Below are 21,073 nucleotides of genomic sequence, written 5' to 3' on the forward strand. Positions count from 1 at the left end.
TACACTTTACTTTTGTTGCTGATGAAAAGGAGTGCGTCGAGAGTATGCCACAAACCAAGCAAGGATTTTCCCTTAAAGTCCTGACGATCAATACCCATAAGGGATTTACTACCTTTAACCGTCGCTTCATTCTGCCGGAACTGCGCGAAGCGGTGCGTGCCACCTCAGCCGATATCGTTTTTTTGCAGGAGGTGATGGGCACACATGCCGTACACCCGCTGCACCACGAGAACTGGCCAGACACGCCGCACTACGAGTTTCTCGCCGACACCATGTGGAACGACTTTGCCTATGGCCGCAACGCCGTTTATCCAGAGGGACACCACGGGAACGCGATTTTGTCACGGTTTCCCATTCAGGAGTACGAAAATCGCGATATTTCTGTTGCAGGAAGTGAAAACCGCGGCATGTTGCACTGCAAAATCAGCCTGCCAGAGCCGCACGGCACCCTGCACGTTATCTGCGTGCATCTGGGTCTGAAAGAGGCGCACCGCCACGCCCAGATGAAGATGATGTGCGAGATGGTGGCCTCGCTGCCGCAGGACGCGCCGCTGGTGGTCGCGGGCGACTTCAACGACTGGCAGCTGCGCGCCAATCACATTCTGAAGCATGGCGCAGGACTCAAAGAGGTTTTCAGCATGAAACACGGTCGCCCGGCGCGCACCTTCCCTGCCCGCTTCCCACTGCTGCGGCTCGATCGTATTTACGTCCGCAACGCTACGGTCAGTCATCCCTGGGCGCTGCCGCGCAAGCCCTGGTCGCACCTGTCGGATCACGCCCCGCTCGCCGTGGAGATCCACCTATGAATTTTGAATGGCGAGAAGGCAACAGTCTGCGTCTGCTGGAAAACGGCGAAGAATTTTTCCCACGCGTGTTCGGCGCGATCCAGCGCGCCGAGCGCAGCGTGATGCTGGAAACCTTTATCCTGTTTGAGGATGAGGTCGGCAACGCGCTGCACCGCGAGCTGCTGGCCGCCGCCCAGCGCGGCGTGAAGATTGAGGTGATGGTGGATGGCTACGGCTCGCCGGATCTCTCCGACACATTCGTCAACAGCCTGACGGCGGAAGGCGTGCGCTTTATCTATTACGATCCGCGTCCGCTGGTGCTGGGGATGCGCACCAACGTCTTCCGCCGCCTGCACCGGAAAATTGTGGTGGTCGACGACGTCATCTCTTTTGTCGGCGGCATTAACTTCTCCGCCGAGCACAACACCAGCTACGGCCCCGAGGCGAAGCAGGATTATGCCGTCGAGGTCAAAGGCCCCATCGTCGAGGATATCACCCGCTACGTGCGCGAGGCGATGGGCAGCGAAGCGGTGACGCGCCGCTGGTGGGGCGGCCGCTCGCATCGCCCGGCGGTCAACGCCGCGCCCGGCAACGCGCAGGTGCTGTTTGTCTATCGCGACAACGATGACCACCGCGACGATATCGAAAAGCACTATCTCGATATGCTGCACACCGCGAAAGAGGATGTGATTATCGCCAACGCCTACTTTTTCCCGGGCTATCGCCTGCTGCGCGAGATGCGCAGCGCGGCGCAGCGCGGCGTGCGGGTCAGGCTGATCGTGCAGGGCGAACCCGATATGCCGATCGTCAAAGTCGGCGCGGAACTGCTCTATAATTATCTGGTGGATGCCGGCGTCGAGGTCTACGAATATATCCGCCGCCCGCTGCACGGCAAGGTGGCGGTGCAGGATCGCCAGTGGTCCACCGTCGGCTCCAGCAACCTCGATCCGCTGAGCCTGTCGCTCAATCTCGAAGCCAATCTGATTATCTACGATCGCGACTTTAACCAGACGCTGCGCGATAACCTGGAGCAGCTGCTGGCGAAGGACTGCCAGCGCGTGCAGGAAGATCGCCTGCCGCCGCGCAACTGGTGGCAGCTCACCAAAAGCGTGGTGGTGTTTCACTTCTTACGCCATTTCCCGGCTATCGCCGGCTGGCTGCCCGCGCATACGCCGCTGATTGCGCAGGTTGACCCGCCGGTTCAGCCAGAAATGGAAACGCAGGACCGTGTCGAAACAGACAATGAAGGGGCGAAATCCTGATGGCGGAAAAACATCTTAAATGGAAGCGGGCGAAGAAGGTGCTGACCTGGCTCTTTTTCATCGCGGTAATTGTGCTGCTGGTGATCTACGCCCGCAAAGTGAACTGGGAAGATGTCTACAACGTTATCGTCAACTATAACCGGCTGGCGGTGCTGAGTGCGGTCGCGCTGGTGATCGTCAGCTACCTCACCTACGGCTGCTATGACCTGATCGGCCGCGCCTACTGCGGCCATAAGCTGGCGAAGCGGCAGGTGATGCTGGTCTCCTTTATCTGCTACGCCTTCAACCTGACGCTCAGCACCTGGGTCGGCGGCGTGGCGATGCGCTACCGGCTCTATTCGCGGCTGGGGCTGGACAGCGCCACCATCACGCGCATTTTCTCGCTCAGCATCGCCACCAACTGGCTCGGCTATATCCTGCTGGCGGGCATCGTCTTTAGCGCGGGCATGGTGCCGATCCCCGGCGGCTGGTTTATCGGCGAGACCACGCTGCGCATTATCGGCGTGGTGCTGCTGGCGGTGGTGGCGATTTTTCTCTGGGCCTGCGCCTTTTCAAAGCGCCGCAAGTGGACCATCCGGCGTCAGACGCTGCAGCTGCCGTCGCTGCGCATGGCGCTGTTTCAGTTTGCGGTCTCCTCCGCCAACTGGCTGGTGATGGGCGCAATCATCTGGCTACTGCTGGCGCGGCAGGTCGATTACCCCATCGTGCTCGGCGTACTGCTGATCAGCAGCATTGCGGGGGTGATTATTCATATTCCGGCCGGGATCGGCGTGCTGGAGGCGGTGTTCCTGGCGCTGCTGAGCGGACAGCACGCCTCGCACGGCACCATTATTGCGGCGCTGCTCGCCTATCGCGTGCTTTACTTTATTTTGCCGCTGCTGCTGGCGCTGGTGCTCTATCTGATGCTGGAGAGCCGCGCGAAGCATCTGCGCGCCAGGAATGAACAGAAACTGCAGAAGAGTTCGTAGCGAACAGACGCGCCATCCCTGCCGGGATGGCGCCCCTTATTTCCTAGCGACGGTTGCCGAAGATGCGCAGCAGCAGCAGGAAGAGGTTGATGAAGTCGAGATAGAGCTTCAGGGCCCCCATAATCGAATAGCGGCGCAGCGACTCGCGATCGCGCACGTCAATCTGCTCCCCCATCTGACGCAGCTGCTGGGTGTCATAGGCGGTCAGCCCCACGAACACCACCACGCCGATATAGGTAATTGCCCACATCAGTGCCGGGCTCTTCAGCCAGAAATTCACCAGCGACGCCAGCAAAATGCCGATCAGCGCCATAAACAGCAGGCTGCCGAAGCGGCTCAGGTCGCGTTTGGTGGTGTAGCCGTAGAAGCTCATGGCGCCGAACATCCCCGCCGTCACGAAGAAGGTGCTGGCGATGGAGGTGTAGGTGTAGGCGAGAAAAATGCTGGCCATGGTCAGGCCGGTCAGCACCGAATAGAGCATAAACAGCCCGGTCGCCAGCGCCCCGCTCAGACGATGCACCATGCCGGAGAGCACGAACACCACCGCCAGCTGGGCGATGATCAGGCCGAAGAAGGTCATGCGGTTAGAAAAGATAAAGAACATGATGCGCTCGTTGCCCGCCGCATACCAGGAGACGAAGGCGGTGAGCAGCAGACCGCAGGTCATCCAGCCGTAAACCTGCGCCATAAAAGCCTGCAACCCGCTCGTCGCGGGCTGCACCAGAGAATCATTGCGTGGATATCGATCCATGATGCACCTCATGTAAGTGAAAAGGCGTCGGCAAGCCGACGGATATGCCTAATTGTGGCACAGCATGGCTTAACTGCCCCACAATGCGCGCCTCAGCGGCGCGATAAACATTGCTGATAGCGGCTGTCAACGCGCTGCGCGAACCAGGCCGTGGTGAGATTGCGGGTGATTTTCGGGCTCTCCAGCTTAATGCCCGGCAGCATCTCGCGCGGCAGCGGGCGGCCAGCCATCTTATCCGCCAGCGCGAAGACCTGCTTCCAGAGCGTGCTGTCGCTGAAGCTCGCCTGCTCCCCTTTCTCTAAATCGCGCCGGATGGCGCTGTCGCTCATGTCGATCTGCTTCGCCAGGGTGCGCACCGCCAGCTCGGTGGCGCCCGCTTTGTCTGAGCCATAGAGGATCAGGTCGCCGTCGAGCGCCAGCTTCATGCCGGTCGCGCGCGCCACTGCCGCCTGAAAGGCCGCGTTGCGGCTGGCGTACCAGCCCGCGTTAAAGTCGGCGAAGCGGTAGATCGGCTTGCTGTAGTCCGCCGGATAGCCCAGCAGATGCATAATGCCGAAGTACATGCCGCCGTGACGGGTAAAGACCTCGCGGCGGATCGAGCCGTCGATCGGCCAGGGATAGCCTTTGGCGTGCGCCTCGGCGAAGCTGATGCTGACCTGCATCGGACCGCCGGTATGAATCGGATTCAGATTGCCGAACAGCGTCTGCCCCATCGGCACCATATCAATAAAATCGTCGAAAATGGCGCTCAGCTCTTTTTCGCTGCGCACTTTGTCGAGCCGCGCCGCATAACTTTCGCCGTTAGAGGATTTAATCATCAGCGCGGTGCGCACCAGGAACGCCGGCACGTGCACCTTCGCCGCGCGGCGGTCAATCTCGCCCCAGGCGATTTTCGGCAGGCCGGGCACCGCCGCCTCGGCGCTGAAGTTCGACTCCTGATCCGCGACGGCGATGGCGGCGCACAGATTGCTGACGCTGGGGTCGATCTGCTGGGTGCGGAACGAGGTATAGATATCGGTGGCCCAGCCCGGTTTGTCGCTGACGTGCGCGGGCAGCAGACGCTGAATTTGCGCCTTGACGTCGGCCGGCTGACGCACCGGCGCCTCGGGCGTTTTTTTGGTGCCACACCCCGCCAGCACCAGCACGGCGAGCAGCGAGAACGATTTGAGCGATGCGGAAACTGACATAGCGGTCCTTGCAGGAAAACAAAACCCTTACCTTAGCACCGAAGCGCGGACAAACCATCAGACGAGGCGTAAATTCCCGCGCTGCCGTCGCGCTTGCGTATCGGCGTTTCTCAGCCAGGCTGAGGTTTTCTCGCGTAAAAGGAAATAGTTATGCAAAAACTCTGGCTCGGTGCCGCCTTTGCCCTGCTGCTCAGCGGCTGCGGCGCAAATAACACGCCCGCGCAGGTCGCCTCCCCCGGCGCGCCCACCTCGGCAAAAATGAAAGCGCTCGCCACCGGCGCAGACCTGCTGCAGTCGCGTCCGCCCATCGAGGCGATTAATACCTATCTCGACGGCTTTCACTTCTACAGTGGCGATCAGAACGGCCAGATGGAGGCGCACCACTATGTGACGGTGCTGAACGACGACGTGATGCAGGCGGTGATTTACGACGGCAATACCAAAGACGCGCGGCTGATGGGGGTGGAGTATATCATTAGCGCGCGGCTCTATCAGAGCCTGCCGCCGGAAGAGAAAAAGCTGTGGCACAGCCACGACTACGAGGTGAAATCGGGCACGCTGATTGCGCCAGGTCTGCCACAGGCGGCGGATCACGCGCTGATGGCGCGCATCGCCAACACCTACGGCAAAACCTGGCACACCTGGCATACCGATCGCGACAAAACTCTGCCGATTGGCATTCCGGCGCTGATGATGGGCTTTACCGCCGACGGTCAGCTTGACAATCGCCTGCTGGCGGATCGCGACAAACGTTTTGATATCGACAGCCGCAAGCTGCGGGCGTCACGCGCCGATATCGTCACCCAGCCGGTGCTGCCGGGCGCTAACGCCTGGCAGCGCGGCGAGGTGATCCAGCTGAAACGCGTTTCAGGCGGCGGCGAGCACGCTCACGGCCAGACCCATTTCGGTCCGGCGGAGCAGCTCAGTAAGCCTTAATCCCAGCGCTGCGCGGCCTGATGGTCGCTGTCGCGGGCGTCCACCCAGCGATCGCCCTGTTCGGTGGCTTCGCGCTTCCAGAAGGGGGCGCGGGTTTTCAGGTAGTCCATGATAAATTCCGCGGCGGCGAAGGCGCTGCCGCGGTGCGCGCTGGTGACGCCGACGAATACGATCTCATCGCCGGGAAAAAGCTCGCCGATGCGGTGGATCACGCTGACGCGCTGGAGCGGCCAGCGGTGACGCGCCTCGTCGACGATTTCCTGCAGCGCTTTTTCCGTCATCCCCGGATAGTGCTCAAGGGTGAGCGCGGCGACGCTGTCGCCCAGGTTATGATTGCGCACTTTGCCGGTAAAGGTCACCACTGCGCCGTCGGCGTCGGAGGTTGAGAGCCAGGCGTATTCGTCGGCCATACTGAAGGGCGCCGCGCCAACGCGGATCTGCGTTGTCATCTCAACCTCCCGTGACCGGCGGGAAAAAGGCCACTTCATCGCCCGCCTTCAGCGCATGGGACATCGGCACCAGCGTCTGATTGACGGCGGCCAGCAGTTTGCTTGAGTCGAGCGCCAGCGCCCAGCGATCGCCTTTTTGCGCCAGCGTGTCGCGCAGCGTCGCCACGTCGGGAAAGTCAGCCGGCACCTCCAGCGCGCTGGTGCCCACCAGCTCGCGCACCTGTGCGAAAAACAGCACCTTAATCATGGGCCACCGCCTGAAAATCGCCGGACTTGCCGCCGCTTTTGCTCAGCAGGCGCAGCTGGTCGATAACGATATCTTTCTGCACCGCTTTACACATGTCGTAAATGGTCAGCGCCGCCACCGACGCGGCGGTCAGCGCCTCCATTTCGACGCCGGTTTTGCCGCTCAGGCGGCAGAGCGAGGTGATGCGCACGCGCTGATGCTCCGGCTCGGCTGCCAGATTGACTTCAACCTTGCTCAGCATCAGCGGATGGCAGAGCGGAATCAGCTCCCAGGTGCGTTTGGCGGCCTGAATGCCGGCGATGCGCGCCGTGGCGAAGACGTCGCCTTTGTGGTGGCTGCCGTCGACGATCATCTGCAGCGTTTCGGCGGCCATCAGCACCAGCGCTTCCGCGCGCGCCTCGCGCACCGTTTCCGCCTTGGCGGAGACGTCGACCATATGGGCTTCGCCCGCGGCGTTAATATGTGTCAGTTGCATGGCTTACAGCTTCTTTAAATGTGAGACGAAATTACAGGGGCCGGTCCGGGCGTCGATCTGGTCGGCGATAATGCGCTCCCAGGCGCTCTCGCAGGCGCTGGTGGAACCGGGCATCGCGAAGATCAGCGTGCCGTTGGCGATGCCGGCGACGGCGCGCGACTGCAGCGTCGAGCCGCCGATATCCTCCCAGGAGAACATGCGAAACAGCTCGCCGAAGCCCTCTATTTTGCGGTCGAACAGCGGCTCAATCGCCTCTGGCGTGATGTTTTTCGCATTGAACCCCGTGCCGCCGTTGATCACCACCACCTGGACATCCAGGCTGGCGATCCAGCGCGACACGATGGCGCGAATGCGGTAGCGATCTTCGCCGACGATGGCGTGATCCACCACCACGTGCCCGGCTTCGTGCGCCGCGCCGCGCAGATAGTCGCCGGAGGTGTCGCTGCTGGCGTCGCGCCGGTCGGAAACGGTCAGCACCGCCAGGTTGACCGGAATAAATTCACCCGTAGATTTGCCCATTGACTCGCTCCTGAGATTAACCGCCGATGAAGGAAAGGTTCTGCGTGATGCCGGTATTGCCCTGATGCAGGAAGTGCGTCTGCTTCTTGGCGCCCAGGCTGTGCGCGATGCGCGCCTGCAGCTCCGCCTGCTGATCGTCAGAGGTTAAAAGATCGCGCAGCGGCACGCCGCTGTCGCCGAACAGGCAGAGGTGCAGGTTGCCGTGCGCCGAGACGCGCAGACGGTTGCAGCTGGCGCAGAAATCGCGCGAATAGGGCATAATCAGGCCGATCTCGCCGACGTAGTCTGGATGGTAAAAGACCTGCGCCGGGCCGTCGCTGCGGCCGCGCTCGCGGCGCTGCCAGCCCTGGGCGATCAGCTGGTCGCGGATCAGGGCGCCAGAAACGTGCTGGTCGCGGAACAGCGCGCCGCCCTCGCCCGTCTCCATCAGCTCGATAAATCGTAGCTGAATCGGGCGCGTGCGGATCCAGTCAAGAAAGGTTTGCAGGCTGCGGCTGTTGAGGTCGCGCATCAGCACGCTGTTGACTTTGACCTGCTGGAAGCCCGCGTCGAAGGCGGCATCGATGCCCGCCATTACCTGATGGAACTTGTCCTGTCCGGTGATGGCGTGGAACTGGCGCGCGTCGAGACTGTCTACGCTGACGTTCAGCGCGGTGAGCCCGGCAGCGCGCCACGCGCCGACGTCGCGCGCCAGCCGATAGCCGTTGGTGGTGACAGCGATCTGCCGAATGGCGCGATTTTCCCGCACGGCGGCGATAATGTCGGTAAAATCGCGACGCAGCGACGGCTCGCCGCCGGTCAGGCGCACTTTTTCAGTGCCGGCCGCGGCGAAGGCGCGCGTGACGCGTCGAATTTCATCGAGCGAGAGAAAGCTTTTGTTGCTCACGCCCTGCGGCTTGTAGCCATCGGGCAGGCAGTAGGTGCAGCGGAAGTTACAGACATCCGTCACCGAGAGACGCAGGTAATAAAACCGACGTGCAAATGCATCAGTAAATTGTGACACCAGAACACCTTTTCCAAATACGGGAGATGCAGGCATTTCTTTCTGCACCCTGGCAGCGCGTCGGCTGCGGCCTGAACCCCCTATCGTTTGACTTAGGCGTTCAGGCTTTGAGTGTATGTCGCCCACATGGACGACATGGTTGGCAAATGGTAGCGCGAATTTTGCCGCTCTGCCATCCACTAATTTCGCTATATATATTGATACATAACGTTTTTTCGCCGCATTTTCGCGGCATTAAGGTTAACATCACCCGCAGAAAAGAACGCCGGTACGGCAAGACGGCAGCGGGTATAAAGAGGAAATATGAACCGAACTTTGGCAGACCTCGATCGCGTGGTGGCGCTGGGCGGCGGACACGGGCTGGGGCGCGTAATGTCCGCCCTGTCGCCGCTCGGCTCGCGCCTGACCGGCATTGTCACTACCACCGATAACGGCGGCTCTACCGGACGCATACGCCGTTCCGAAGGCGGCATCGCCTGGGGCGATATGCGCAACTGCATCAACCAGCTGATTACTGAGCCAAGCGTCGCGTCGGCGATGTTTGAGTATCGCTTTGCTGGCAACGGCGAGCTCGCCGGCCACAACCTGGGCAACCTGATGCTCAAAGCGCTGGATCACCTCAGCGTCCGGCCGCTGGAGGCGATCAATATCATTCGCAACCTGCTCAAGGTCGACGCCTTCCTGATCCCGATGTCGGAGCAGCCGGTCGATCTGGTGGCCTTAGACAGCGAAGGCAATATGGTTTACGGCGAAACCGATATCGACGCCATGACCCAGCCGCCGCAAGAGCTGATGCTGCACCCGAACGTGGCGCCGACCCGCGAGGCGCTGGAGGCGATTGCCGAAGCGGACCTGATTCTGATCGGCCCCGGCAGCTTTTACACCAGCCTGATGCCGAGCCTGCTGATGGAGGAGATGGCGCGCGCGCTGCGCCGTACGCCCGCCACCATGGTGTTTATCGGCAATCTGGGACGCGAGCTGAGTCCCGCCGCCGCCAGCCTGACGGTGGCGGATAAGCTGGCAATGATGGAGAAATATATCGGCAAGCGGGTGATTGACGCGGTGGTGGTCAGCCCCGCCGCCGACACCGCTGGCGTGGAGAACCGCCTGATTGTACGCGAGCCGCTGGAGGCCGCCGATATTCCCTATCGTCACGACCGCCAGCTGCTGCGCCTGGCGCTGGAACACGCCATTCAGCGGTTCAGCTAAGCCGCTACGAGGCGGCGATAAAAAGTTCGCGCAGCTGATGCAGCTTGTCGCGCACGTTTGCCGCCTCTTCGAACTCCAGGTTCTGCGCGTGCTGCTGCATCTGCGACTCCAGCTCGTGGATCTTCTTCTGCAACGCCTGCGGCGTCAGCGCCAGATAGCTGGCATCCGCCTCGGCGGCGCCGCGGCTGCTGGCTTTGGCCTTGCCGCGCGTCTTGATGACGTTCTGGCCCAACTCAAGAATATCGGTGATCTTCTTGTTGAGCCCCTGCGGCACAATGCCTTTTTCCTCGTTGTACTTCTGCTGCTTCTCGCGACGGCGTTCAGTCTCTTCAATGGCGCGCGCCATGGAGTTGGTGATCTTGTCGGCGTAGAGGATCGCTTTGCCGTTAACGTTACGCGCCGCGCGCCCGATGGTCTGGATCAGCGAGCGTTCTGAACGCAGGAAGCCCTCTTTATCCGCATCGAGGATCGCCACCAGCGACACTTCCGGCATATCCAGCCCTTCGCGCAGCAGGTTGATCCCCACCAGCACGTCAAACTCGCCAAGACGCAGATCGCGGATGATCTCCATACGCTCGACGGTATCGATATCGGAGTGCAGGTAGCGCACCTTCTCGCCATGCTCTTCCAGATACTCGGTGAGATCTTCCGCCATACGCTTGGTCAGCGTCGTCACCAGCACGCGCTCGTTGAGGGTGACGCGTTTGCGGATCTCCGACAGCAGATCGTCCACCTGCGTCGCCACCGGACGCACCTCCAGCAGCGGATCGAGCAGGCCAGTCGGACGCACCACCTGATCGATCACCTCGCCGCCCGATTTTTCCAGCTCGTAGTTGCCCGGCGTGGCCGAAACGTAAATGGTCTGCGGCGCCAGCGCCTCAAACTCTTCGAACTTCATCGGACGGTTATCGAGCGCGGAAGGCAGGCGGAAACCGTACTCCACCAGCGTCTCCTTACGCGCGCGGTCGCCCTTATACATCCCACCGATTTGCGGAATGGTGACGTGAGATTCATCGACGATCAGCAAACCGTCGGCGGGCAGGTAGTCAAACAGCGTCGGCGGCGGCTGGCCCGGCCCGCGCCCGGAGAGGTAGCGCGAGTAGTTTTCGATGCCTGAGCAGTAGCCCAGCTCGTTCATCATCTCCAGATCGAACTGGGTGCGCTGCGTCAGGCGCTGCTCTTCCAGCAGCTTATTGTTCTCCAGCAGCACCCGGCGGCGATCCGCCAGCTCCACTTTGATATCTTCCATCGCCTGCAGAATACGTTCGCGCGGCGTCACGTAGTGCGTTTTGGGATAGATAGTAAAGCGCGGCACGGTAGACAAGATTTGCCCGGTGAGCGGATCGAACAGCGACAGCCGCTCGACCTCTTCATCAAACAGCTCAACGCGCAGCGCGGTATCTTCCGACTCCGCCGGGAAAATATCGATCACTTCGCCGCGCACGCGGAAGGTGCCGCGCTGAAACGCCTGGTCGTTGCGCGTATACTGCAGCTCCGCCAGACGGCGCAGAATGCTGCGCTGGTCGATCAGCATGCCGCGCGTCAGGTGCAGCATCATTTTCAGATAGAGATCGGGATCGCCCAGGCCGTAAATAGCGGAAACCGACGCCACCACGATTACGTCGCGACGCTCCAGCAGCGCCTTGGTGGCCGAAAGCCGCATCTGCTCGATATGTTCGTTTACCGAGGCGTCTTTTTCGATAAAGGTGTCGGAGCTCGGCACATAGGCTTCTGGCTGATAGTAGTCGTAATAGGAGACAAAGAACTCCACCGCGTTGTCGGGAAAAAACTCCTTCATCTCGCCGTAGAGCTGCGCCGCCAGGGTTTTGTTCGGTGCCAGCACCATCGCAGGCCGGTTAAGATCGGCAATCACGTTGGCAACGGTAAAGGTCTTGCCGGAGCCGGTTACGCCGAGCAGCGTCTGATGGGCAAGGCCATCCTCCAGCCCCTCTTTGAGGCGACGAATCGCCTCTGGCTGGTCGCCGGAAGGCTGAAAAGCGGAATTTAGTTTAAAGACTTTACTCATGAGATGCGGTTCCTGCTGAAGAATGCGGCGGCTAGCCGAGTCATTTTACTCTGCATTGGCGATTTTGCCAGAAAATAATACTGGATAAATCAACAGTAACGCGGCACAGTGAGAGGCTGACGCGGCGTGGTTTCGCGTTGGCTGTAACAACGCCACAACATTTTCGCTGTTGCGCAAGGTTATCCCCAGCCGAAGCGGATTTATAACATTTGTCAAGAGACCGTCATTAAATTTCAGCTCTGTTACGGCGCAGAAAATTCGCAGGCTTGTTTTTTATTAACTATCTGATTTGTAAAACTATAAGGCAAAAGCCCAGTTTCTCAGCATTATGTAACCAGGCCGCGTGTTTCCTCGCTTGCGCTCTGTTTTCACTGTCTAATACACAAGGTTATCCACAGGAATGGTGGATAACTAAAGGCAGCCCTTTCGCCATCGGCTGTGCATAATTTTTTGTTCTTAAGCCGCCCGCGTGAAAAAAAAATTTTTCCGCTTAAATTCCTGTCGCAAACGTGGCGGTTAACTATGCTTTTTCAGCCCGCCGCTGAATTTTCGCCCAGCCGCGACCGCGTTTAAGACCAGCTAAATTCAACAAGCTGCCATGCCGCAGCCCCGTTGCACCAGAAACGTTAAGCCATCAGCACCGTGAAAGTGCAGCGCTCTGATTACCCGATGCAATTGTTAAGCATTTTTCATCTTTTTCGGGCCAACGGCACTCTGACAACGCTTCCTGGCCGGAAAAGTCATTCTGGCCCGGTAATTGCAGCGTCCAGCGAGAGGGTTGGGGAAAGTCAGGCATGGCGACATGCGCGCAACCGCCACCGATGAGACTTGTTTGCCAGACGTCAAAGAGCGGAAGCATTCAGGCAAGATCTGTAAGAGGAGAGTCAGATGCTGAGTTTACGTTCGGTGAATCAGTTTTACGGGCAGAACCATATCCTGTGGGATGTGGATCTCGACCTGCCGCCCGGCACCTGCACTGGCGTGCTGGGCCGCCCGGGCATGGGCAAGACCACGCTGGTGAACTGCATAATGGGACGCCTGCCGATTAACAGTGGATCGATGACCTGGCAGGAAGATGGCGCTCCGCCGCGCGATCTGCTGCTGCAGCCGGCCGAACAGCGTGCGCGCATGGGGATCGGCTATGTGCCGCAGGGGCGCCATATCTTCTCGCAGATGAGCGTAGAGGATAACCTGCTGATCGCCCTGCTGGCGGGCAGCGGTCAGAGCGACAAACCGCACGTCATCCCTGAGATGGTGTTCGATCTCTTTCCGGCGCTCTACTCGCTGCGGCAGCAGCGCAGCGGCGAGCTGCCCATAGATCAGCAGCAGCAGCTGGCGCTGGCGCGCGCGCTGGTGCTGCGGCCCAGATTGCTGATCCTCGACGAGCCGACCGACGGCATGTCGCCGTGGCTGGAAGAGGAGATGGGCAACCTGATTCGCCGCCTGAATCTCGATTACGGCCTGACCGTGCTGCTGCTGGAGCAGCGCGTCTCCCTGATCCGCCGCGTCGCCGACTACTTTTTGCTGCTGCATCGCGGCCGCAACGTCGCACAGGGGCGCGTAGCGCAGCTGGACGATCTCACCGTCAATAAGTGGCTGACGGTGAGCTGAACGCTAGCGCGGCAGCGTGATAAAGCGGCCGCAGTCCGCCTGCGCCGCCGAATCGGGCAGCCAGGGAATTTCGCCGAGAAACGGCGCGGGAATGCGCTGTTTCAGGGTCGCCATATAGGCGTGATGTCGCTTACCCGGCGGCTCGATATCGTTGGCGATCCAGCCTGCCAGCCGCAGCTTGCGCGCCAGCACCGCATCGGCGGTCAGCATGGCGTGGTTGATGCAGCCCAGCTTGACTCCGACCACCAGGATCACCGGAAGCTGCTCCTCCGCCACCCAGTCGGCATAGGTCTGCGTCTCCGACAGCGGCGTGTACCAGCCGCCTGCGCCCTCTACCAGCACCCAATCCGCCTGCGCCTCCAGCGCGCGCAGCCCCTGTGAAAGCTTTTCAAACGCGATGGGCCTGCCCTCTTCTGCGCTGACAATATGTGGCGCGGTCGGCTCGATAAACGCAAGCGGATTAACCTGTTCATAGCGCAGCGTCAGGCTGCTGTAGCGCTGCAGCGCCAGCGCGTCGCCGTTGCGCACGCCTTCCGGCGTGACGTCGCAGCCGGAGGCGACCGGCTTATAGCCGGCAGTGCGATAGCCCGCCGCGCCCGCCGCCTGCAGCAGCGCGCCGCTGGCGACCGTTTTGCCCACCTCGGTGTCGGTGCCGGTAATAAACCATTTCATCGTTGCGTCACTCCAAAAAGCAGTTGATAGGTCAGGCGACAGCCCTGCGCATCGCGCGGCCACAGCGCCTCAAGCTGGGCCAGCCGCTGCCGCGTCAGCGGCGCGCCCTCCCGGCCCTGGTGCAGATGCGTGGCGCCGATGCCCTTTAGCGATCGCATTGCGCTCAGGGCGTTGGGAAAATGCATCACCTGCGTCTGACGGATAAAGCGCAGGTTGAGCCCGGCGCCCGCCGCGCGCACCTGCGCCTCGGTCAGAAAGCGATTAGCATGCTCCCCGAGGCTGAGTGGCCGCCAGGCGTCGTGCACCTCCTGCAGCGAGTCGGCCAGCAGCGTCGAGAAGAGCATAACGCCGTCAGGGCGCAGCACGCGGGCGAACTGTTGCAGCGCGGTGCGCAAGTCGCTGCTCCACTGCACCGCCAGATTGCTCCAGACGCAGTCAACGCTCCTGCTCGCCAGCGGCAAGGCGTCGATGTCGCCCGCCAGATAGCCGCTCGCCGCATCAAGGCTGCGCGCCTGCCGCAGCATCTGCGGCGAGAGATCGAGCGCCACGACGCGCTGCCCGCGCTGCTGCCAGAGACGGCTGTACCAGCCGGTGCCGCAGCCCGCATCGAGCAGGTCGCCAGCGGCCAGCGGCGGCGCCAGCGCCAGCAGCGCATCGCCGCAGCGGCGCTGCAGCTCGGCGTGCTGTTCGTAGTGGCCCGCCGCGCGGCCGAAGGCGCGCGCCACCGCCGCTTTGTTAACCTGCAGCGTCATGCAGCGCCTCCAGCAGTACGTCGATATCATCCGCCTGGTGGGCGGCGGTCAGGGTAATGCGCAGCCGCGCGGTGCCGGGCGGCACCGTCGGCGGCCGGATGGCGCTGACCCAGCAGCCCGCCTGCGCCAGCCGCTGCGACAGCGCCAGCGCGGCGCCATTTTCGCCGACGATCAGCGGCTGGATTGCGCTTTCCGACGGCATCAGCGACCAGGGCAAGCCCGCCGCGCCGCGGCGAAAGCGCTGAATATTGTCGCTGAGCCGCTGACGCAGCGCGTCCCCGCCCTGAATCTCGTGCAGCGCCGCCAGCAGCGCGCTCGCCTGGGCGGGCGGCATTGCCGTCGAGTAGATGAGGTGGCGCGAGAACTGCAGGAAATAGTCAGCGGTCGCGTCATCGCACAGCAGCGCCGCGCCGCTGACGCCAAAGGCTTTGCCGAAGGTCACTACCAGCAGCTCCGGCTTCACGCCCTGCCGCCAGCAGCTGCCGCGCCCCTGCTCGCCCACCACGCCGATGCCGTGGGCGTCATCCACCAGCAGCCAGCCGTCGGCGCCACGCGTGGCGGCAGCGATCGCCCCCAGCGGCGCGCTGTCGCCGTCCATGCTGAAGATCCCTTCGGTGATCACCAGGGTTTCGCCACTGCACGGCGACGCCAGCCGCTGCATCAGGCTCTCAACATCGTTATGGTGAAAGCGGCGCAGCGCGGCGGGCGTATGGCCCGCCGCATCGAGCAGCGACGCGTGCGCCAGCTTATCGGCGATAATGCGATCCTGCTTCTGCGCCAGCAGATGCACGATCGCCTGATTAGCGGCGAAGCCGGAGATAAACAGCAGCGCGCGCGCGTAGCCGAGCCAGTCGGCGAGCTGCGCCTCCAGCTCGGCGTGGCGGCTGCTGTAGCCTGTGACGTGTCCCGACGCGCCGGCGCCCGGCGCGCCCTGATGCCAGCCGGCGAGCACCGCCGGATGCTGGCTCAGGCCGAGATAGTCGTTGCTGGAGAAGTGGCGGTAGGTTTTGCCCGCGACCTGCAGCGTGCGGGTATCGTTGCGCGCGACCCGCCGCCGCTGCCGCCAGCCGTCAGCGGCGCGGCGCGCCTCCAGCGCCTGCGCCATACGCGTGGAGAAGCTCATTACAGCGCCGCGTTGTAGAACTGTTCGGTGTCGGCATGGAACAGCTGCTCGCTCAGCTGCTGCTGCTGTTCGTTATCGCCGTGCGTGGTGTGGGTATGTTCAGGATTGAGGCCCAGCTTGCGGAACAGCAGCAGGTCTTTGTCCTCTTCCGGGTTCGGCGTGGTGAGCAGTTTGCAGCCGTAGAAAATCGAGTTGGCGCCTGCCATAAAGCACATCGCCTGGGTCTGCTCACTCATCTGTTCACGGCCCGCCGAAAGGCGCACGTGCGAGGTCGGCATCATGATGCGCGCCACGGCGATGGTGCGAATAAAGTCAAACGGCTCGACGTCGTCGTTATCTGCCAGCGGCGTGCCTTTGACCTTGACCAGCATATTGATCGGCACGCTCTCCGGCGGCGTCGGCAGGTTCGCCAGCTGCACCAGCAGCCCGGCGCGATCGCTGACGGTTTCGCCCAGCCCGACGATGCCGCCCGAGCAGACTTTGATACCGGCATCGCGCACTTTGCCGAGCGTATCCAGCCGCTCCTGATAGGAGCGCGTGGTGATGATGCTGCCGTAAAATTCCGGCGAGGTGTCGAGGTTATGGTTGTAAAAATCGAGCCCGGCGCCCGCCAGGCGCTGCGCCTGTTGCTCGCTTAGCGTGCCGAGCGTCATGCAGGTCTCCATTCCCAGCGCCTTCACGCCCTGCACCATCTGCTCCAGGTAAGGCATATCGCGGTCGTTGGGGTTCTTCCACGCCGCCCCCATGCAGAAGCGGCTCGATCCCGCCGCTTTCGCTTTGCGCGCCGACGCCAGCACCTCCTGCACCTCCATCAGCCGTTCGGACGCCAGGCCGGTTTTATAGCGGGCGCTTTGCGGGCAGTATTTGCAGTCCTCCGGGCAGGCACCGGTTTTGATCGACAGCAGCGTGCTGACCTGCACCTGGCGCGGGTCGAAATGCTGGCGGTGAACCTGCTGCGCCTCAAACATCAGCTCAAGAAAGGGTTTATCAAACAGCGCCTGCGCCTGCGCCAGCGTCCAGTGTTGTGCCATTGCCTACTCCAAAAAAGGGTGTCATCCCGACAGTTAACGTGGTTATACTTGTAAACTAAATCTTTTTATTTTGGTTTACAACTACCATGTTTACCTCTCAGGACGCTGAATTCGACCGCCAGCACATCTGGCATCCCTATACCTCAATGCGCGATCCGCTGCCCTGCTACCCAATAGTCGCGGCGCAGGGCACGCAGCTGCAGCTGGCGGACGGCCGCGAGCTGGTGGACGGCATGTCCTCCTGGTGGGCGGCAATCCACGGCTACAACCATCCGCGTCTCAATAAGGCAATGCAGGATCAGATGGCGCAGATGTCGCATGTGATGTTCGGCGGTATTACGCATCCTGCCGCTGTCGCGCTCTGCCGCCAGCTGGTGGCGATGACGCCCGCCGCGCTGGAGTGCGTGTTCCTCGCCGATTCCGGCTCGGTCGCGGTGGAAGTGGCGATGAAGATGGCGATGCAGTACTGGCTCGGACGCGGCGAAACGCGCCAGCAGTTTCTGACGCTGGCGCGGGGCTATCACGGCGACACCTTTGCGGCGATGTCGGTCTGCGATCCCGATAATTCGATGCACAGCCTGTGGCGCGGCTACTTGCCGGAGCACCACTTTGCCGCGGCGCCGCAGTGCGGCTTTAATGATGACTGGGACGAGCGCGATGCGGATGACTTTGTCCGCCTGATCGAACTGCATCACGCCAGGCTTGCGGCGGTGATACTCGAGCCGATCGTACAGGGCGCGGGCGGCATGCGCTTCTATCATCCGCGCTATCTGCAGCGGGTGCGCGAGTGCTGCGATCGCTATGATCTGCTGCTGATTGCCGATGAGATCGCCACCGGCTTCGGCCGTAGCGGCAAGCTTTTCGCCTGCGAGCATGCAGCAGTGACGCCCGATATTCTCTGCGTCGGCAAGGCGCTGACCGGCGGTATGATGACGCTGGCGGCGACCCTCGCTACGCGCCGCGTCGCCGACGGCATCAGCGACAGCCCGGCGGGCTGTTTTATGCACGGGCCGACCTTTATGGGCAATCCGCTGGCGTGCGCCGTGGCCGCAGAGAGCCTCTCTCTGCTTAACGAAGGCCACTGGCCGCAGCAGGTGGCGCGCATCGAACGGCAGCTGCGCGAAGAGCTGATGCCGCTGCGCGCCGCGCCGCAGGTAGCGGATGTGCGCGTGCTGGGCGCAATCGGCGTGATTGAGACGCACCGTCCGGTCAATATGGCCGCGCTGCAGCGTTTTTTTGTCGAGCGCGGCGTCTGGATCCGTCCGTTTGGCCGTCTGATCTACCTGATGCCGCCCTATATCATCACGCCGCAGGCGCTGCGCCAGCTGACCGAGGCGATTGCGGAAGCGCTGACGCGGGAGGCGCACTTTAGCGCCTGATTGTCGCTAACGGCTGGAACCGTCGTCTTTTTTCGCTAAGATGGAAGACGTTGATACTGAAGGTTTATCACAACCGAGGAGAGAAGATGCGCGTTTACAGCAATGATTTTAACGACGGCGACAAGATGCCGGAGCGCCAGGTGTTTAACGGCATGGGCTATCAGGGCGACAATATCTCCCCGCATCTGGCGTGGGACGATGCGCCGGAAGGCACCAAAAGCTTCGTAGTAACCTGCTACGATCCCGATGCGCCGACCGGCTCCGGCTGGTGGCACTGGGTGGTGGTGAATATTCCCGCCAGCACCCAACTGCTGGAGCAAGGCGCCGGTTCCGGCCTGGCGACGCTGCCGCCGGGGGCGCTGCAGACGCGCACCGATTTTGGCAAAGCCGGCTACGGCGGCGCGGCGCCGCCGCAGGGCGAAAGCCATCGCTATATTTTTACCGTGCATGCGCTGGATGTTGACACAATCGAGGTGGACGCCGAGGCGAGCGGCGCGATGGTCGGCTTTAACGTGCATTTTCATGCGCTGGCGAGCGCCAGCATCACGGTAAACTATTCGTAACGGAGCCTGAAGGCGGCGCGCGAAAGGCGACGCCGCTACGCCAGCGATTAATGGCAGATTTGCGCCAGCTCCGCCTCGCTCAGGCCGGTCGCTTCCTGTATCGACTCGCTGGGCATGCCCATCTCCAGCAGGCGTCGAGCGACTTCCAGTTTACCCTGGTTACGGCCTTCCTGACGGCCAAGCTGCATACCTTTTTCAAGACCTTCCTGTTTAAGCTGTTCTGCAATGGTCATCAATTCGTCCCCCTGTTGCGGCATCCGCTGTGCCAGTTCGCGAACAAAAACTTTGCCGTCCGAGGCTTCGCCAGCCTGAAGAATATAGTGTACCAGCGATATTAACTGCGATGAAGAGAGATAACCGGCCAGCAGGATAGACGCCAGCTTGTCCAGCATCTCGCCTAAATCGCGCTGATGAATGTGCTTTTGCAGCAGCGTCAGCGCAGCCATGGTGCGATGACCGGCAATCTCTTCGTCAGGAATGACGGTGACGTCCACCAGTGGAAAAGCGGTGCCGTAGAGCCTTGCCGCCAGTGCCGGATCGCTAAACTCATCCAGCCAGCAGGTTGACCAGGGATAGGGGCTGCGCTAGCCCACGTAAAACAGCACCGGTATCACCAGCGGCAATTTTTTATGGCCGGCATCCAGATGGCGCTGCATAGCAGCTACCGCATAACGCAGCAGCCTGAATGCCATATGTTTATCCGGCGTAGACTGGTGCTCAATCAGAACATGAACATAGCTGTCATCACCCGCGAGGGTTTTCAGGCTGTAGAGCACATCGCTAAAATACTGACGCAGGTCATCCTCGACAAAAGAGCCGGACTCCAGCTTTAGCGTGTTGAGATCGCAGACGTCGCGCAGTTCAGGCGGAAGGTGGATCAACATAAAATCGCGGGCGATTTCCGGCTGAGTAAGAAACTGCCGGAACGTAGCATCGTGCGGGGTAGACGTGCGGTTTTTCTTCTTCATCGTTCCTGACTCCGAAAAAAAGATCCGCCTATCCTGTCACAGCCAGAAAAGCTCGATATTGATCTCAGAGCAGTGTCCTGCTTTTTCGCTAAAGCAGCGGGGCCGCGCCCCCGCTGCGCCTGCGCACTCTTCCTAATCGAGCGGGTGGATCACTACCCACATCGGTCCCTGGCCCACCGCATAGCGCGCCAGCGGAGTCAGCAGTCCCTGCGGCTCGCTGATGCGGTACACTTCGATATGGTGCGATTTCTGACCTGCCGCCACCAGATAACGCCCGCTGTGATCGATATTGAAGCCGCGCGGCTGGGTTTCCGTCGGCTGGTAGCCCTCGATAGCGAGCAAGCCGCCATCTTCGCTGACGCTGAATACCGTAATGGTGCTGCTGGTGCGATCGCAGGCGTACAGGAAGCGGCCATTGGGGGTCAGATGAATATCCGCCGCCCAGCGCGTTTCGCTAAAGCCCGGCGGCATCATGTCCAGCGACTGCACGCGCTCAACGTCACCGCGCGTGTTGCTCAGCGCCCAGACGTCGACGGTGCTGTCGAGTTCGTTGACGCAGTAGGCGTAGCTGCCGTTAGGATGAAACGCCATATGACGCGGGCCCGCGCCCTCTACCGTGTTGACCTGCGCCTGCTCGCGCGGCGCCAGGGTGCCGTCGGCGCTCAGGGAGTAAAGGCAGATGCGATCCTGCTTCAGCGCCGGCACGAACAGCGTCTGGTTGGCGTTGTCGATATTGGCGGAGTGACAGCCCTCCAGCTCGCGGATCACCTGTGACGGTGCCTGTGGCAGGCCGTCATCGCCAATCGGGCTGACGCTGACGCAGGCGTCATTATAGGAGCCGCAAAACAGAAAGTTACCGGCGCGATCGGTGGAAATATGGGTCGGACTGCCCGGCAGCGGCGCATCGCCCGCTTCGCTCAGGGTGCCGTCGGCGGCAATGCGGAACGCCAGCACGCGAAAGTTCGGGCGCACGCCGACGTAGAGAAAATCTTTCTTCGGGCTGACCACCATTGGCTGAACCTGGCCGGAGACGTCCGTCACCTGCAACAGCGAAAGTGCGCCCTCTTCATCTAACCGCCACGCGTGGATCTGCTGGCTCTCGGGACTGGCGGTATAAACGACTTGTTTCATGCATTCTCCTTGTTCGCAGCCTGTCA

Annotated in this window: 21 protein-coding genes, 1 pseudogene and 1 riboswitch; of the genes and pseudogenes, 8 read left to right on the top strand and 14 right to left on the bottom strand. The window is 61.6% G+C overall.

The features are described from left to right. The first annotated feature begins 44 nt into the window (after positions 1 to 44). From ACR6A7_RS18550 to ACR6A7_RS18560, 3 genes are read left to right on the top strand one after another with little or no spacing between them, the layout of a single operon-like run. Entirely contained in the window at positions 45 to 806 is a 762-nt protein-coding gene (locus tag ACR6A7_RS18550; RefSeq protein ID WP_434126708.1) for an endonuclease/exonuclease/phosphatase family protein, read from the top strand. Continuing rightward, entirely contained in the window at positions 803 to 2,047 is a 1,245-nt protein-coding gene (clsB, locus tag ACR6A7_RS18555) for a cardiolipin synthase ClsB (RefSeq protein ID WP_434126710.1), read from the top strand. Before ACR6A7_RS18550 ends, clsB begins: the two co-directional genes overlap by 4 nt. Continuing rightward, the gene (locus tag ACR6A7_RS18560; protein WP_434126711.1) at positions 2,047 to 3,015 is read left to right on the top strand and encodes a lysylphosphatidylglycerol synthase domain-containing protein; all 969 of its coding nucleotides are present in this window, start codon (positions 2,047 to 2,049) and stop codon (positions 3,013 to 3,015) included. Before clsB ends, ACR6A7_RS18560 begins: the two co-directional genes overlap by 1 nt. A gap of 43 nt (positions 3,016 to 3,058) precedes the next feature. On the opposite strand, the gene ACR6A7_RS18565 is transcribed toward ACR6A7_RS18560, so the two are convergent. Together ACR6A7_RS18565 and ACR6A7_RS18570 are read right to left on the bottom strand one after the other, a co-directional pair. Further along, positions 3,059 to 3,766 carry a Bax inhibitor-1/YccA family protein gene (locus ACR6A7_RS18565; protein ID WP_434126713.1) on the bottom strand — a complete coding sequence of 236 codons (708 nt, stop codon included), beginning with the start codon at positions 3,764 to 3,766 and terminating at the stop codon, positions 3,059 to 3,061. 92 nt (positions 3,767 to 3,858) lie between these two features. Then, complete coding sequence (locus ACR6A7_RS18570) at positions 3,859 to 4,953, bottom strand: DUF1615 domain-containing protein (RefSeq protein WP_434126715.1); 1,095 nt, start codon at positions 4,951 to 4,953, stop codon at positions 3,859 to 3,861. Between the two features lie 150 nt (positions 4,954 to 5,103). Here ACR6A7_RS18570 and ACR6A7_RS18575 point away from each other — a divergent pair, with 150 nt between their 5' ends. Further along, entirely contained in the window at positions 5,104 to 5,889 is a 786-nt protein-coding gene (locus tag ACR6A7_RS18575) for an OBAP family protein (protein WP_434126716.1), read from the top strand. Here ACR6A7_RS18575 and moaE read toward each other — a convergent pair. The 5 genes from moaE to moaA all read right to left on the bottom strand — a co-directional run bounded on the left by moaE (position 5,886) and on the right by moaA (position 8,582). Further along, on the bottom strand, positions 5,886 to 6,338 hold the full coding sequence (moaE, locus tag ACR6A7_RS18580) for a molybdopterin synthase catalytic subunit MoaE (RefSeq protein WP_434126718.1): 453 nt from the start codon (positions 6,336 to 6,338) through the stop codon (positions 5,886 to 5,888). The two genes, ACR6A7_RS18575 and moaE, sit on opposite strands and share 4 nt — an antisense overlap. A 1-nt stretch (position 6,339) precedes the next feature. Further along, positions 6,340 to 6,585 (bottom strand): molybdopterin synthase sulfur carrier subunit, encoded by a 246-nt coding sequence (gene moaD, locus ACR6A7_RS18585; RefSeq protein WP_434126720.1) that lies wholly within the window; start codon positions 6,583 to 6,585, stop codon positions 6,340 to 6,342. After that, entirely contained in the window at positions 6,578 to 7,060 is a 483-nt protein-coding gene (moaC, locus tag ACR6A7_RS18590) for a cyclic pyranopterin monophosphate synthase MoaC (protein WP_434126722.1), read from the bottom strand. The genes moaD and moaC overlap by 8 nt, the downstream gene beginning before the upstream one ends. 3 nt (positions 7,061 to 7,063) lie before the next feature. Then, on the bottom strand, positions 7,064 to 7,579 hold the full coding sequence (gene moaB, locus ACR6A7_RS18595; RefSeq protein ID WP_434126724.1) for a molybdenum cofactor biosynthesis protein B: 516 nt from the start codon (positions 7,577 to 7,579) through the stop codon (positions 7,064 to 7,066). Positions 7,580 to 7,595: 16 nt separating this feature from the next. Next, positions 7,596 to 8,582: a GTP 3',8-cyclase MoaA gene (gene moaA / locus ACR6A7_RS18600; protein ID WP_434126725.1), complete on the bottom strand. Its 987-nt coding sequence runs from the start codon at positions 8,580 to 8,582 to the stop codon at positions 7,596 to 7,598. Beyond that, positions 8,572 to 8,706: riboswitch (molybdenum cofactor riboswitch) on the bottom strand. Its footprint overlaps the gene before it by 11 nt. 179 nt (positions 8,707 to 8,885) lie before the next feature. Here moaA and ACR6A7_RS18605 point away from each other — a divergent pair. After that, complete coding sequence (locus ACR6A7_RS18605; protein ID WP_434126727.1) at positions 8,886 to 9,791, top strand: gluconeogenesis factor YvcK family protein; 906 nt, start codon at positions 8,886 to 8,888, stop codon at positions 9,789 to 9,791. Between the two features lie 4 nt (positions 9,792 to 9,795). Here the strand turns inward: ACR6A7_RS18605 and uvrB are convergent, their stop codons facing one another. Then, positions 9,796 to 11,817 (bottom strand): excinuclease ABC subunit UvrB, encoded by a 2,022-nt coding sequence (uvrB, locus tag ACR6A7_RS18610; protein WP_434126729.1) that lies wholly within the window; start codon positions 11,815 to 11,817, stop codon positions 9,796 to 9,798. Positions 11,818 to 12,705: 888 nt separating this feature from the next. Here uvrB and ACR6A7_RS18615 point away from each other — a divergent pair. After that, positions 12,706 to 13,428 carry an ABC transporter ATP-binding protein gene (locus tag ACR6A7_RS18615; protein WP_434126731.1) on the top strand — a complete coding sequence of 241 codons (723 nt, stop codon included), beginning with the start codon at positions 12,706 to 12,708 and terminating at the stop codon, positions 13,426 to 13,428. Between the two features lie 3 nt (positions 13,429 to 13,431). On the opposite strand, the gene bioD is transcribed toward ACR6A7_RS18615, so the two are convergent. Genes bioD through bioB form a run of 4 tightly spaced genes read right to left on the bottom strand, consistent with a single transcriptional unit; the run spans position 13,432 to position 17,006 of the window. Further along, complete coding sequence (bioD, locus tag ACR6A7_RS18620; protein WP_434126733.1) at positions 13,432 to 14,100, bottom strand: dethiobiotin synthase; 669 nt, start codon at positions 14,098 to 14,100, stop codon at positions 13,432 to 13,434. Next, complete coding sequence (bioC, locus tag ACR6A7_RS18625) at positions 14,097 to 14,852, bottom strand: malonyl-ACP O-methyltransferase BioC (RefSeq protein WP_434126734.1); 756 nt, start codon at positions 14,850 to 14,852, stop codon at positions 14,097 to 14,099. Before bioC ends, bioD begins: the two co-directional genes overlap by 4 nt. Further along, complete coding sequence (locus ACR6A7_RS18630) at positions 14,836 to 15,975, bottom strand: 8-amino-7-oxononanoate synthase (RefSeq protein WP_434126736.1); 1,140 nt, start codon at positions 15,973 to 15,975, stop codon at positions 14,836 to 14,838. Before ACR6A7_RS18630 ends, bioC begins: the two co-directional genes overlap by 17 nt. Then, positions 15,975 to 17,006 (bottom strand): biotin synthase BioB, encoded by a 1,032-nt coding sequence (gene bioB / locus ACR6A7_RS18635; RefSeq protein ID WP_434126737.1) that lies wholly within the window; start codon positions 17,004 to 17,006, stop codon positions 15,975 to 15,977. The genes ACR6A7_RS18630 and bioB overlap by 1 nt, the downstream gene beginning before the upstream one ends. A gap of 86 nt (positions 17,007 to 17,092) precedes the next feature. Here bioB and bioA point away from each other — a divergent pair, with 86 nt between their 5' ends. After that, positions 17,093 to 18,385, top strand: coding sequence for an adenosylmethionine--8-amino-7-oxononanoate transaminase (gene bioA, locus ACR6A7_RS18640; protein ID WP_434126739.1), 1,293 nt, complete (start codon positions 17,093 to 17,095; stop codon positions 18,383 to 18,385). 86 nt (positions 18,386 to 18,471) lie between these two features. Further along, on the top strand, positions 18,472 to 18,948 hold the full coding sequence (locus ACR6A7_RS18645) for a kinase inhibitor (protein WP_434126740.1): 477 nt from the start codon (positions 18,472 to 18,474) through the stop codon (positions 18,946 to 18,948). Between the two features lie 47 nt (positions 18,949 to 18,995). Here the strand turns inward: ACR6A7_RS18645 and ACR6A7_RS18650 are convergent. Both ACR6A7_RS18650 and pgl read right to left on the bottom strand, forming a co-directional pair. Further along, positions 18,996 to 19,916: pseudogene (locus tag ACR6A7_RS18650) on the bottom strand (Rpn family recombination-promoting nuclease/putative transposase). A gap of 132 nt (positions 19,917 to 20,048) precedes the next feature. Beyond that, a complete protein-coding gene (pgl, locus tag ACR6A7_RS18655; RefSeq protein ID WP_434126741.1) occupies positions 20,049 to 21,047 on the bottom strand; it encodes a 6-phosphogluconolactonase in 999 nt (332 codons plus the stop codon). Positions 21,048 to 21,073: the final 26 nt, after the last annotated feature.

Origin of the sequence: Pantoea phyllosphaerae (genome assembly GCF_051025595.1) — a bacterium.
Classification (GTDB): Bacteria; Pseudomonadota; Gammaproteobacteria; order Enterobacterales; family Enterobacteriaceae; genus Pantoea.

What these genes read in the sequence shown, in the direction of transcription:
- ACR6A7_RS18550 (WP_434126708.1), top strand. Translation starts at nt 45, where the DNA reads ATGCCACAAACCAAGCAAGGATTTTCCCTTAAAGTCCTGACGATCAAT.
- clsB (WP_434126710.1), top strand. Translation starts at nt 803, where the DNA reads ATGAATTTTGAATGGCGAGAAGGCAACAGTCTGCGTCTGCTGGAAAAC.
- ACR6A7_RS18560 (WP_434126711.1), top strand. Translation starts at nt 2,047, where the DNA reads ATGGCGGAAAAACATCTTAAATGGAAGCGGGCGAAGAAGGTGCTGACC.
- ACR6A7_RS18565 (WP_434126713.1), bottom strand. Translation starts at nt 3,766, where the DNA reads ATGGATCGATATCCACGCAATGATTCTCTGGTGCAGCCCGCGACGAGC.
- ACR6A7_RS18570 (WP_434126715.1), bottom strand. Translation starts at nt 4,953, where the DNA reads ATGTCAGTTTCCGCATCGCTCAAATCGTTCTCGCTGCTCGCCGTGCTG.
- ACR6A7_RS18575 (WP_434126716.1), top strand. Translation starts at nt 5,104, where the DNA reads ATGCAAAAACTCTGGCTCGGTGCCGCCTTTGCCCTGCTGCTCAGCGGC.
- moaE (WP_434126718.1), bottom strand. Translation starts at nt 6,338, where the DNA reads ATGACAACGCAGATCCGCGTTGGCGCGGCGCCCTTCAGTATGGCCGAC.
- moaD (WP_434126720.1), bottom strand. Translation starts at nt 6,585, where the DNA reads ATGATTAAGGTGCTGTTTTTCGCACAGGTGCGCGAGCTGGTGGGCACC.
- moaC (WP_434126722.1), bottom strand. Translation starts at nt 7,060, where the DNA reads ATGCAACTGACACATATTAACGCCGCGGGCGAAGCCCATATGGTCGAC.
- moaB (WP_434126724.1), bottom strand. Translation starts at nt 7,579, where the DNA reads ATGGGCAAATCTACGGGTGAATTTATTCCGGTCAACCTGGCGGTGCTG.
- ACR6A7_RS18605 (WP_434126727.1), top strand. Translation starts at nt 8,886, where the DNA reads ATGAACCGAACTTTGGCAGACCTCGATCGCGTGGTGGCGCTGGGCGGC.
- uvrB (WP_434126729.1), bottom strand. Translation starts at nt 11,817, where the DNA reads ATGAGTAAAGTCTTTAAACTAAATTCCGCTTTTCAGCCTTCCGGCGAC.
- ACR6A7_RS18615 (WP_434126731.1), top strand. Translation starts at nt 12,706, where the DNA reads ATGCTGAGTTTACGTTCGGTGAATCAGTTTTACGGGCAGAACCATATC.
- bioD (WP_434126733.1), bottom strand. Translation starts at nt 14,100, where the DNA reads ATGAAATGGTTTATTACCGGCACCGACACCGAGGTGGGCAAAACGGTC.
- bioC (WP_434126734.1), bottom strand. Translation starts at nt 14,852, where the DNA reads ATGACGCTGCAGGTTAACAAAGCGGCGGTGGCGCGCGCCTTCGGCCGC.
- ACR6A7_RS18630 (WP_434126736.1), bottom strand. Translation starts at nt 15,975, where the DNA reads ATGAGCTTCTCCACGCGTATGGCGCAGGCGCTGGAGGCGCGCCGCGCC.
- bioB (WP_434126737.1), bottom strand. Translation starts at nt 17,006, where the DNA reads ATGGCACAACACTGGACGCTGGCGCAGGCGCAGGCGCTGTTTGATAAA.
- bioA (WP_434126739.1), top strand. Translation starts at nt 17,093, where the DNA reads ATGTTTACCTCTCAGGACGCTGAATTCGACCGCCAGCACATCTGGCAT.
- ACR6A7_RS18645 (WP_434126740.1), top strand. Translation starts at nt 18,472, where the DNA reads ATGCGCGTTTACAGCAATGATTTTAACGACGGCGACAAGATGCCGGAG.
- pgl (WP_434126741.1), bottom strand. Translation starts at nt 21,047, where the DNA reads ATGAAACAAGTCGTTTATACCGCCAGTCCCGAGAGCCAGCAGATCCAC.